Source organism: Moritella sp. (genome assembly GCF_013215705.1).
Taxonomy (GTDB): domain Bacteria; phylum Pseudomonadota; class Gammaproteobacteria; order Enterobacterales; family Moritellaceae; genus Moritella.
The window spans coordinates 26,938-38,411 of the sequence record NZ_JABSQR010000042.1 but is presented as its reverse complement, the minus strand read 5'-3'; the positions used below and the strand labels follow the sequence as shown (position 1 = coordinate 38,411).

The window sequence follows — 11,474 nt, the reverse complement described above, 5'->3', positions numbered from 1 at the left end:
GCATATTTCAACCATTTTGTGATGGGGATCTATTAAAACTGCCAGAATAATCCCAGACTGCCTACTATATATTCTTTATGTGTGTCCTCTTCATAGTCAGGGCTCATTGCGACGACACTAAATTTCATGCCGATATTGTGGTAATAGGCAAGTAAGCCTGCTGCAACTGTTGCTTGTACGTTATTTAACGTAATGTCCGGAACGTCATCTGGTGTATCACCTTCAATCGTAATATCGTTGAAACGATAACGTATCTCTGCTGTTGCATAAAGCATAATGCCAGAGCTATTTGGTGCCAGTAACATGCCTTGTTGCCGCTGAGGGTGTAGGCTTAGGTTATTATAGTTAGCCCCTAAATCTGGTCCCCAGCGTACTGTCGAACCAAGTGCCACTTCACTTTGAAAATTACCTACGGCTAAGCGTTGATAAACTGACAGATCCGATTCACCAATGAGCATCAATGGACGGCCGATAAGTTGATCTGCTTCTGCTGTCACTTGATAGACAACTTGATCTTCAATTTGATACTTCCAACCTTGAGGTGTAGCCGCTCCAACCCATTCATGGACTTTTGTTTGTGTATCACCTGCTTTTGATTGCTCACCGACTGTACCAAGTAATAATGACAGTCGGTAAGAGCTGACTGCGCTATAACCTAATACACTGGCTTCACCAAATAAAAGCCCTGCGTATGGGCGTTCATCTGGTTGTGGTGTTGTGGCTGTTATATCGCTAGGAGTCCACATTTGTTGGCCAAATTGGTAATTAACGGCGTATTTTAGTGGGTTTGGATCAAAAAGCGTTAACGCTTGCCAAAAACGGTTATTTAATGCAGGTTCCTCAGTAGTATAATTGATGAAAACTGCATTGGTATAATTACCATCTTCATTTGAGATCACATCATTATGCATGCCAAATAACCAGCCACTTGCAAAGCTCGCGTTAATTTGGCTTAAAGTCAGTAAAATAATGCTGCATAACTTAAAACGCATGTGTTTTCCTTATTGTCATTTTTATGTCGTTATTTATTGAATATGTGAATAAATAGAGGTTAAGCATTAATTGTACCAGCATTGAGAGTTGGGGGTTAATTTAATGCTTGATTGACGTGGGTCTAATGCGTTTTCATTGCTTGGTGCTAGTGCTTTAGACTTGTTAGGTATGATTTTGGTTAAAAAAATTGCTTCGTATAAGCATACAAAGACATACTAATGAGACAACAAGGATCGTTGTTTATTACTTCGCCCTAGTTACTGGTTTCTTTGATGGGGAATAAAATTGAAATCAATAATAACATGCTGCGGGTTAATCACCTTAGGCTTTATAACGTCGAGCGTTGTGACCAGTGTCAACGCTGAAATAAAGGTAAAGGGTAGCGCAAGCTTGGAGCAGCGCATATTCTTAGACCGACCTGATCAAGCAATGCAACCCGTGGATAGTAGTTACCCTTATCCCGTTTATCATCAAGTATCGATAGCGTTATCAGCACACGTGGAAGCGTCATCAGAACGGAATAATATGGTGTATACCGTACATCCATTTCTTCGTTTTGATGAACGAGATGATGAACGTACAAATTTTGATTTTAGAGAGCTAAAAGCAACTATCGTTACTCCAAAATGGCAAGCTTCTTTCGGTTTTGATCAAGTACATTGGGGAGTGATGGAGAACCACCATTTGGTCGATATTGTTAATCAAACTGATTATAACGAATCACCGAACGGAGAAGATAAGCTCGGTCAACCTATGTTTAGGTTAGGTATTAATATTAAAGACGCACTACTGGAAGCGATGATATTGATTGGCTATCGTGAGGCCGCTATGCCAACACCTGGGGCTCGCTTTAGTTTTGAGAATGATTATAGCTATGAATATGAAGGTTGGGGAGAAGAATACCATCCTGATGTGGCACTACGTTATAGCAAGAGTATTAAAAATATTGATGTTGGCGTGAGCTATTTTGGCGGACATTCACGCACACCTGAATTAATTACTCCAGACGTCGGCCCCCCTGTTTGGCATGTTAATTTGGTTGATCAAGTGTCGGTGGATATTAAAGCTGATTTGAACCGGGTCGAATTTAAAGCTGAAGTGCTTTATAAAATTGTTGAAGATAAATCGACGCGAGCTGTGGTGTTAGGCTCGGAGTTTAAGCTAATACAAAATCAAAATATTGCGGTTAACTTGCTAGCAGAATATAGCTGGGACCAACATGGTAAAAATGCCTTTGATAATAGTTTTCAAAATGACATTTTTGCGGGTGTAAGAGTAACCTTGAAGGGTTTAAATGATAGCGAAATACTTATTGGTCATAACTATGATTTTTATTTTGGTTCTCAGCATGGTTTTGTTCAGGCCAAGGTAAATGTCACCAAAGTACTTTCTGTTGGCCTAGAAGGCTGGTGGTTTAATGTGAGTGCGGACGATTATGCAAATAAAACCTTCAATGGTGATAATATGATCCAGTTGACTGGTTATTATAACTTTTAATCTACATGAATTATCGGTTCGTCAGTTAGGGTACTGTTAATCCAATATATATTCGGTTATTCTGATATCTTAGTTGTAGATTAAGTTAACTGTATAAAAGGATTTAAGATGTTTAAGGTAAATCAGTATTTTGATGGTCAAGTTGCTTCAATTGGATTTAAAGAAGCGGATAAAGCAGCAAGTGTTGGTGTTATGGCTGTAGGTGAATATGAATTTGGTACAGCCTTAGCCGAGATTATGATTGTTATTACTGGTGTATTAACGGTGTTACTGCCTGGCCAGTCAGAATGGCAGACATTCGGTGCAGGTGAACAATTCAATGTGCCTGGTGACAGTAAGTTTCAAGTTAAAGTAGCGCAACAAACAGCATACCTTTGCCAATACGGTTAATTTATAGGGTAATTAAGTCATAGAATAGTGAAAAGGGGAGAGTAAACGTCAAGTTTACTCTCCCCCTTTTAGTAAGCGATTAATTGCTTAGCGTTATTTTTTTTGCTTCGCATTGAATGCAGCAAGTTGTTCTTCAGTTGCTGGTAGCTGGTGGTTTTCTTTCCATTCAGCATAAGTCATTCCGTAGATGCGTTCTCTCGCTTGTTCATCAGTCACGTCTAGCTCCAGTTCATCGGCCGCAGACTTATACCATTTACCCAAGCAGTTTCGGCAAAAATCAGCAAGGATCATTAGATCAATATTTTGAACTTGTTTGTTATCATCTAAATGTGCTAATAAACGTTGTAATACTTTAGCGTCCAGTTGATCTTGTTGAGCTTGTGTTAAATCTGATTTACTCATTACTTTCCCTTGTTATTTGGCTGGTTTATTAAGGCCAATAATATGGCAACTAAATACAATAGCTGCAACAGCTAAGTAAATTGAAGAGGTAACAATCAACCACTGTGGCATTGTATACGATAAAAACTGCCAGCTAATTTCATTACAAAAACCAGTTGGATTAAACAACCAAGGTGCCCATTCATGCAGTGGCGCCCAACTCGGGAAATTAGGGAAGAAGTCACACGTCGAAAATGGTGACGGGTTTAGTTGAATATCGACATGCTCAATAGCCAGGCTTAAGCTGTAACCTGCACTGATGAACCATAATCCAAAACCACTAAAACGCATGATTGGGTTGGCAGGCGCAATCGCACCAACTAAACCTGCAATGATTATCCCCATTATCGCCACACGTTCATAAACGCATAAAACACAAGGACTTAATTCCAACACATATTGGAAGAAGAGGGCTGATGCTTCTAATCCCATGCCTGTGAGCGCGAGTAAGACCCAAGGGAGGCGTTGTTTTGGTAGATTAGAAATAAACTGGTACATATATTATCTCAAGTGAGTTTAATGACTATCTACTTTTATAACATATTGTGGCGCTAGATATGAGACGCAGAGTGTAAAAGTGTGTAAGCATAAAAAAACGCCGCAAATAGCGGCGTTTTATTCGCGAATATATGATCTAGTGACCTGTCGATTTTACCGCGTCGATGGCGATACTAACATGAGCACTGATCCAGCCCATATCAAGCATGATATTTGTCATCGGCTCTAATAAGAACAGGATAGCGCCAAGACCAACAAGGGTCATTACGATAGTATATGGTAGCGCCATGATAACCATGCGGCCATAAGATAAACGTAGTAATGGTGCTATAGCAGACGTTAATAAGAATAAGAATGCTGCTTGACCATTGGGTGTTGCTACTGATGGTAGATTGGTACCAGTATTAATTGCAACAGCAAGTAAATCAAATTGATCACGCGTAATTGAACCATTTACTAATGCCGCTTTAACTTCAGTAATATAAACGGTACCAACGAATACGTTATCACTTACCATTGAAAGAATACCATTGGCCAAATAGAATAACGGCAGTTGATCGTGTGGTGAAGCTGCTAATACGGCATTAATTAACGGTATGAATAATTGCTGATCAATAATAACCGCGACAATAGTGAAGAACACAGCAAGTAATGCAGTGAAGGGCAGCGCCTCTTCGAATGCTTTACCTAGTGCGTGCTCTTCAGTAATACCATTAAATGCAGTTGCTAGAATGATGACAGATAAGCCAATTAAACCAACCGACGCTAAATGGAATGCAAGACCAATAATTAACCAAACGCCAATAGCTGCTTGCGTGTAAAGTTTTACACGTTCACGTTGGCTACGGTTTGCATCTTCATACTTGTCAAAATCGACAAGTATGGCGCGTACAGAAGCGGGTAATTCTGCGCCGTAACCAAATACTTTGAATTTTTCGACCAAGACGCATGTCAACAGACCACAAAAGAACACAGGAACTGTTACAGGTGCCATACGTAGTGCAAATTCCAGAAAATGCCAACCTGCTTGTTCTGCAATAATTAGGTTTTGTGGTTCACCCACCATAGTACATACACCACCGAGTGCAGTACCCACACCAGCATGCATCATAAGAGTACGTAGGAACGCGCGGTAGTCATCAAGATCTTGACGTTTAAGTTCATTGACAGACCCATCATCAGTATGGTCATGGTCATGTTTAAAATCACGGCCTGAAGCGACCTTGTGATAGATGCTGTAAAAACCGATAGCGACACTAATTACAACCGCGATCACTGTTAATGCATCTAAAAATGCAGATAAGAAAGCTGAAACAAGAGAAAAAGAAAGTGCAAGCAATGCTTTTGATTTGATATTAATAAGCATTTTGGTAAATACATAAAGTAATAACGACTTCATGAAATAAATACCAGCAACCATAAAGATTAATAATAATAATACTTCGATATTACTCACAATTTCATGCTGAACTTGGTCGGCTGATGTCATTCCAATGACCACAGCTTCGATAGCAAGTAAACCACCAGGTTGAAGAGGGTAACATTTTAGTGCCATTGCTAGGGTGAAGATAAACTCGACAACTAATACCCAACCAGCAATAAATGGGTCAATGGCAAAGATAATCGGGTTTATAATAAGAAAGGCAATGATTGCAATTTTGTACCACTGAGGTGAGTTCCCTAAGAAGTTTAATTTTGCCGCCGTACTAAGGCTTATGTCCATGAGAAGTTGTCCAATAAAAGGTTTAAAGAATAATAAAATTTTCGATATTCTAAGCATATTTAGTGACGTACGCCATCCTTTTTATTGATACAGATTATGGTTATTGCAAATAAAGTTATTTTAATATTTATGTCGGAAGAAATTTATTCTAATGATAGGAACTAATTTAAATCTGGTCGGATGTGCATCTGGATGCTAAGATTCAAGATGATACAACCTGTTATATTTCCAAATGAGAAGTTAAATGGATATTACTGATAGTAAAAAAACAAATAGAAAGCGTCGGAATGACGGTATTATTAAGGCTAAAAGTCCAGCTGGCTTTGCCGAAGAATATCTGATCGAATCGATTTGGAAAAATCGCTTTCCTCCAGGTTCAATTCTTCCTGCAGAAAGAGAACTTTCTGAGCTTATTGGTGTTACCCGAACTACACTACGTGAAGTACTACAACGTTTAGCACGTGATGGTTGGCTCACTATTCGTCATGGAAAGCCAACAAAGGTGAATAATTTTTGGGAAACATCAAGTCTCTCAATTTTAGAAGATTTAGTACGATTAGATCCTGAACGTCTACCAGAATTAGTGAGTGACTTATTGTCAGCGCGAACCAATATTAGTGTGATTTTTATTCGTGCGGCGATCAAACGTGATCCTGAAAGAGTTGCCGAGATTTTAACTGAAGCTGAAACATTAGCGGATGACAAAGATGCCTACACTGAATATGATTACCGCATGTTACATAAATTGGCCTTTTTGTCTGGTAATTTAGTCTATGCTTTGATTCTAAACGGCTTTGATAATATGTATCGTATTCTTGGTAAAATTTATTTCGATTACTCTGAAGCTCGTTTATTGGCTCAAGATTTTTACAAACAACTAAAAACGGTTGCAGTAGAAAATAGAGCTGATGACTGTTTGAATATTGTGCGTAATTACGGTATGAATTCTGGCCTGCTTTGGCAGCAGTATCGTGACGAAACATGGGATGATATTTGCGTGGCTTTCGAACAACGCATTAAATAATTATTAGCTAATTAGATGCATAAAAAACCAGTCATTGACTGGTTTTTTTATACCAAACTTATGATTTTTGGCTAGCACTTTGGCTGATAATCTCTGTTTCTCCATTTGCTAGAACTTGTTCTAAGCGAACATCAAAGCTCCATAACCGATGGAGGTGCTTCATCACCTCTTGTGCTGATTTATTGTCTAGTTGTATGTCCTTATGAGGTACGTAGCGTAACGTTAAAGAACGATCACCCTTCTTATCGACATTGAATATCTGGATGTTGGGTTCATTATTACTTAAATTATACTGAGCAGATAATTTACTCCGCAGACGTTGATAACCTTCTTCATTATGAATTGCCGATACTTCAATATATTTACTATTTTCGTTATCTTCGATTGAAAATAAATGCATATCACGCATTACTTTTGGTGATAAGTATTGGCTAATAAAGCTCTCGTCTTTAAAATTTTGCATTGCAAAATGTAATGTGTCTAACCAATCACTGCCAGCGATATCAGGGAACCAAGCCTTGTCTTCTTCGGTTGGGTGCTCACATATACGCCGAATATCGATAAACATAGAAAAACCAAGAGCATAGGGGTTGATACCTGAATAATGAGGACTATTGTAGGCTGGTTGTGCGATAACGTTTGTATGATTATGTAAAATTTCTAACATAAACTTATCGGATACTAATCCGTCGTCATACATATGGTTAGTCATTGTATAATGCCAAAATGTTGCCCAGCCTTCATTCATTACTTGAGTTTGTTTTTGTGGATAAAAATACTGACTTATTTTACGGACAATACGAATTATTTCTCGTTGCCAGGATTGTAATAGCGGTGCATTTTTTTCAACAAAATAAAGAATGTTCTCTTGTGGTTCGGCGGGATAATTAGGCTCAACAGGTTCTTCTTTTTGATTGTATTGGGGCAGGGTACGCCACAATTCGTTCACCTGAGTTTGTAAATAATCAGTGCGCTCTTGCTGACGGCGCTTTTCTTCACTTAACGACGGCTCACTAGGGCGCTTATATCGATCAACACCATAATTCATTAATGCATGACAAGAGTCGACGATATTCTCAACGGCATCAATACCATATTTTTGTTCACAATCAGCAATATAGTTCTTTGAAAATACCAGGTAATCAATAATGGAATCAGCATCTGTCCATGTTTTAAATAGGTAATTATTTTTAAAAAAAGAATTATGGCCATAGCAGGCATGCGCGATAACTAAGGCCTGCATTGGTATGGTATTTTCTTCCATCAGGTAGGCGATACAAGGATTTGAGTTAATCACGATTTCATAGGCTAACCCCATTTGACCACGTTTATAGCTCTGCTCTGTTTGAATAAATTTCTTACCAAAGCTCCAGTGGTTATAACCAATCGGCATCCCTACAGAAGAATAAGCATCCATCATTTGCTCGGTGGTGATGACTTCAATTTGATTGGGGTAAGTATCAAGTCGATAGTATTCAGCAATACGTTTGATTTCGACATGGTATTCTTCAAGTAATGGAAAGTTCCAATCAGGACCATCGTCGAGCTGCTTCACTTTATCTCTTAACATATAGACTCCCTAAGCGACCTGTTTCTTAAATAACTCACGGAACACAGGGTAAATATCTTCGAGTTGGCGGATATGTTGTAAGGCAAATTGTGAGTGTTTTTCCGCTACTTTTTCATATTCTCGCCATAATGTTTGATGTGCACGACTCGTTATTTCTATATAACTGAAATAACGTACTCGCGGCATGATTTTATCAAGTAAAATCTTACGACATAAAGGAGAATCATCAGCCCAATTATCACCATCAGAAGCTTGCGCAGCGTAAATATTCCATTCGTCAGCTGGAAACGTATCGGTGACAATTTTATCCATCAACTTTAATGCCGACGATACAATCGTGCCGCCTGTTTCTTGCGAGTAAAAGAATTCATGTTCATCGACTTCTTTTGCTTGTGTATGGTGGCGTATATAAACCACCTCAATCGTTTTATAAGTACGTGTTAAAAATAAATACAGTAAGATATAGAAACGCTTAGCCATGTCTTTGGTTGGCTGGTCCATAGAACCTGATACATCCATGAGACAAAACATGACCGCTTGGCTATTCGGTACCGCATATTGCTCAAAATTGTTATAGCGTAAATCAAATGTATCGATGAACGGCACTTTACTGATCCGTTCTTTAAGCGCTGCAATTTCATTTTTTAATTCGTCAACAAACTGGCCTTCAATTTCCCCCTGATTAGTTAATTCATCAAGTTGCTGTTGCAATGCTTTTACTTTTCTTTTTTTACTCCCCGTTAAAGCGGTGCGTCTTGCTAATGAGTTTTTCAATGATTTCACCAGCGCGATGTTACCTGGGTTACCACTTGAGGTATAACCTGCGCGATGGGTTTTCATTTCAACAATTCGGTTAAGTTGATTTTCTTGTAAGTTAGGCAATTCTAGGTCTTCAAATAACAAATCAAGATATTCGTCTTTTGAAATCTGAAAATTAAAATCATCATTACCTTCACCGCTGTTACTGGCTTCACCATCTCCGGCGCCAGAACCGCTTCCGGGAGGTGGACGTTTTATTTTATCACCAGTAATAAACTGGTCGTTACCTGGATGTACTATGGTACGTTCACCGCCTTTACCTTGATGAAATATAGGCTCGGAGATGTCACGAGTTGGAATGCTGACACTTTCTCCAGATGTAATATCCTGGATACTGCGATTATTTACAGCATCAGATACCGCCTTTTTTATTTGTGAGTTATAGCGACGCATAAAGCGTTGCCGATTAACGGTACTTTTATTTTTACCGTTTAATCTGCGATCAATAAAGTGTGCCATCTCATCCCCTTAAACGAATACCGTTATGATGATTTACGTACACGTAAATACCACTCTGACAACAGTCTCACTTGTTTTTTTGTGTAGCCTTTCTCCATCATGCGGTCAACAAAGTTGTCATGTTTTTGCTGTTCGTCTGTGGATGTCTTACCGTTAAATGAAATAACAGGTAACAACTCTTCGGTATTGGAGAACATTTTCTTTTCGATTACAACACGGAGTTTTTCATAACTAACCCAAGCTGGGTTTTTACCGCTGTTATTGGCTCTGGCACGCAAAACGAAGTTAACGATTTCATTACGGAAATCTTTAGGGTTGCTTATGCCCGCTGGTTTTTCTATTTTTTCTAGATCATTATTTAATGCTTCGCGATCAAATAATTGGCCTGTTTCAGGGTCTCGATATTCCTGGTCTTGGATCCAGAAATCGGCATATATAACATAGCGGTCGAAAATGTTTTGGCCATATTCAGAATAAGATTCTAAGTAAGCTGTTTGAATTTCTTTGCCGATAAACTCAACATATTTCGGGATTAAATAACCTTTCAAGAACTCTAAATATCGATCGGCAATATCTTGCGGGAATTGTTCGCGCTCAATCTGCTGTTCGAGTACATAAAAAAGGTGTACAGGGTTAGCGGCAACTTCCACATGATCAAAGTTGAATACTTTAGATAAGATCTTATAAGCAAAACGGGTAGAAAGGCCTGACATACCTTCGTCTACACCAGCGTAATCCCGGTATTCTTGATATGACTTGGCTTTCGGATCGGTATCTTTTAAGGTCTCGCCATCGTAAACGCGCATTTTCGAGTAGATTGATGAGTTTTCAGGGTCTTTCAGTCGAGATAGCACGGTGAATTGAGCAAGCGCATCGAGAGTCCCAGGCGCACATTTGGCGTTATGTAATGCACTGTTTTCGAGTAATTTACGATAAATAGACTGTTCTTCACTGATACGTAAACAGTAAGGGACTTTAACTATGTATACCCGATCTAAAAAGGCTTCGTTATTTTTGTTATTACGGAATGTTTGCCACTCGGATTCATTAGAGTGAGCAAGAATAATGCCTTCGAAAGGCAGCGCTGATAGACCTTCAGTACTGTTATAGTTACCTTCTTGCGTTGCCGTAAGTAGGGGGTGCAGCACTTTAATCGGTGCTTTAAACATCTCTACGAACTCCATAATGCCTTGATTTGCTTTACACAATGCCCCTGAATAGCTGTAAGCATCCGGATCATCTTGTGAGAAATGTTCTAACTGACGAATATCAACTTTACCGACTAACGATGAAATATCTTGATTATTTTCATCCCCTGGTTCTGTTTTAGCAATGGCAATTTGGTGAAGTATCGATGGGTGTACTTTTTCAACTTTAAACTTGCTGATATCACCACTAAACTCTTGTAAACGTTTAGCGGCCCAAGGAGACATCACATGGCCCAGACAGCGGGTTGGGATACCGTATTCATTACGTAAGATATTGGCATCTTCATTGACATCAAATAAGCTAAATGGATGGTCGTTTACGGGGGATCCTTTTATGCGGTAAATGGGGATATTCTGCATTAAGTCTTTTAATTTTTCGGCTATTGATGATTTACCACCACCGACAGGGCCGAGTAAATATAAGATCTGTTTCTTTTCTTCTAGACCTTGCGCTGAGTGTTTTAGATACGCAACAATCTGCTCGATAGCATCTTCCATGCCGTAAAAGTCTGCAAAAGCAGGGTAGCGCGCCACAACTCTGTTGGAAAATAATCGGCTTAGGCGAGAATCGGTCGCGGTATCAACCATTTCTGGTTCACCGATTGCGTTTAATAATCGTTCAGCTGCAGATGCATATACGCTTTTGTCGTCACGACATAAATTCAAGAATTCTTGAATTGTATACTCTTCTTCACGACTTTCTTCGTATCTTTGCTGATAATGTTCAAAAATACCCATTAGTAACCCCCAAATGAAATTACTTGCATCCGCAAACATTAGCATCTACAAGTCTGAACTATTTCTCATTACTAGTTTAAATTTAGACTTTGATTTTAAAATTGCGCAATTAAA

At 39.0% G+C, this 11,474-nt stretch carries 10 protein-coding genes; 3 read left to right on the top strand and 7 right to left on the bottom strand.

The annotated features are described in order from the left end of the window. Window positions 1-32: 32 nt before the first annotated feature. Complete coding sequence (locus HRT96_RS20825) at window positions 33-992, bottom strand: lipid A deacylase LpxR family protein (RefSeq protein WP_293160435.1); 960 nt, start codon at window positions 990-992, stop codon at window positions 33-35. A gap of 286 nt (window positions 993-1,278) precedes the next feature. Here HRT96_RS20825 and HRT96_RS20820 point away from each other — a divergent pair, with 286 nt between their 5' ends. Beyond that, window positions 1,279-2,490 carry a hypothetical protein gene (locus tag HRT96_RS20820; protein WP_293160434.1) on the top strand — a complete coding sequence of 404 codons (1,212 nt, stop codon included), beginning with the start codon at window positions 1,279-1,281 and terminating at the stop codon, window positions 2,488-2,490. 108 nt (window positions 2,491-2,598) lie between these two features. Next, window positions 2,599-2,880 carry a pyrimidine/purine nucleoside phosphorylase gene (locus HRT96_RS20815; RefSeq protein WP_293160432.1) on the top strand — a complete coding sequence of 94 codons (282 nt, stop codon included), beginning with the start codon at window positions 2,599-2,601 and terminating at the stop codon, window positions 2,878-2,880. Window positions 2,881-2,973: 93 nt separating this feature from the next. On the opposite strand, the gene HRT96_RS20810 is transcribed toward HRT96_RS20815, so the two are convergent. From HRT96_RS20810 to nhaB, 3 genes are all read right to left on the bottom strand, one after another. Next, window positions 2,974-3,282, bottom strand: a complete 309-nt coding sequence (locus tag HRT96_RS20810; RefSeq protein WP_293160430.1) for a DUF1244 domain-containing protein — start codon at window positions 3,280-3,282, stop codon at window positions 2,974-2,976. Window positions 3,283-3,294: 12 nt separating this feature from the next. Next, the gene (gene dsbB, locus HRT96_RS20805) at window positions 3,295-3,819 is read right to left on the bottom strand and encodes a disulfide bond formation protein DsbB (RefSeq protein ID WP_293160428.1); all 525 of its coding nucleotides are present in this window, start codon (window positions 3,817-3,819) and stop codon (window positions 3,295-3,297) included. A gap of 136 nt (window positions 3,820-3,955) precedes the next feature. Continuing rightward, window positions 3,956-5,542 carry a sodium/proton antiporter NhaB gene (nhaB, locus tag HRT96_RS20800; protein WP_293160426.1) on the bottom strand — a complete coding sequence of 529 codons (1,587 nt, stop codon included), beginning with the start codon at window positions 5,540-5,542 and terminating at the stop codon, window positions 3,956-3,958. 244 nt (window positions 5,543-5,786) lie between these two features. On the opposite strand from nhaB, the gene fadR reads away from it, so the two are divergent. After that, window positions 5,787-6,566, top strand: coding sequence for a fatty acid metabolism transcriptional regulator FadR (fadR, locus tag HRT96_RS20795; RefSeq protein ID WP_293160424.1), 780 nt, complete (start codon window positions 5,787-5,789; stop codon window positions 6,564-6,566). A 58-nt stretch (window positions 6,567-6,624) separates the two neighbouring features. On the opposite strand, the gene HRT96_RS20790 is transcribed toward fadR, so the two are convergent. Genes HRT96_RS20790 through HRT96_RS20780 form a run of 3 tightly spaced genes read right to left on the bottom strand, consistent with a single transcriptional unit; the run spans window position 6,625 to window position 11,360 of the window. Further along, complete coding sequence (locus HRT96_RS20790) at window positions 6,625-8,136, bottom strand: SpoVR family protein (RefSeq protein WP_293160422.1); 1,512 nt, start codon at window positions 8,134-8,136, stop codon at window positions 6,625-6,627. A gap of 9 nt (window positions 8,137-8,145) precedes the next feature. Continuing rightward, window positions 8,146-9,414, bottom strand: a complete 1,269-nt coding sequence (locus HRT96_RS20785) for a YeaH/YhbH family protein (protein WP_293160420.1) — start codon at window positions 9,412-9,414, stop codon at window positions 8,146-8,148. Window positions 9,415-9,437: 23 nt separating this feature from the next. After that, entirely contained in the window at window positions 9,438-11,360 is a 1,923-nt protein-coding gene (locus HRT96_RS20780; protein WP_293160418.1) for a PrkA family serine protein kinase, read from the bottom strand. Window positions 11,361-11,474: the final 114 nt, after the last annotated feature.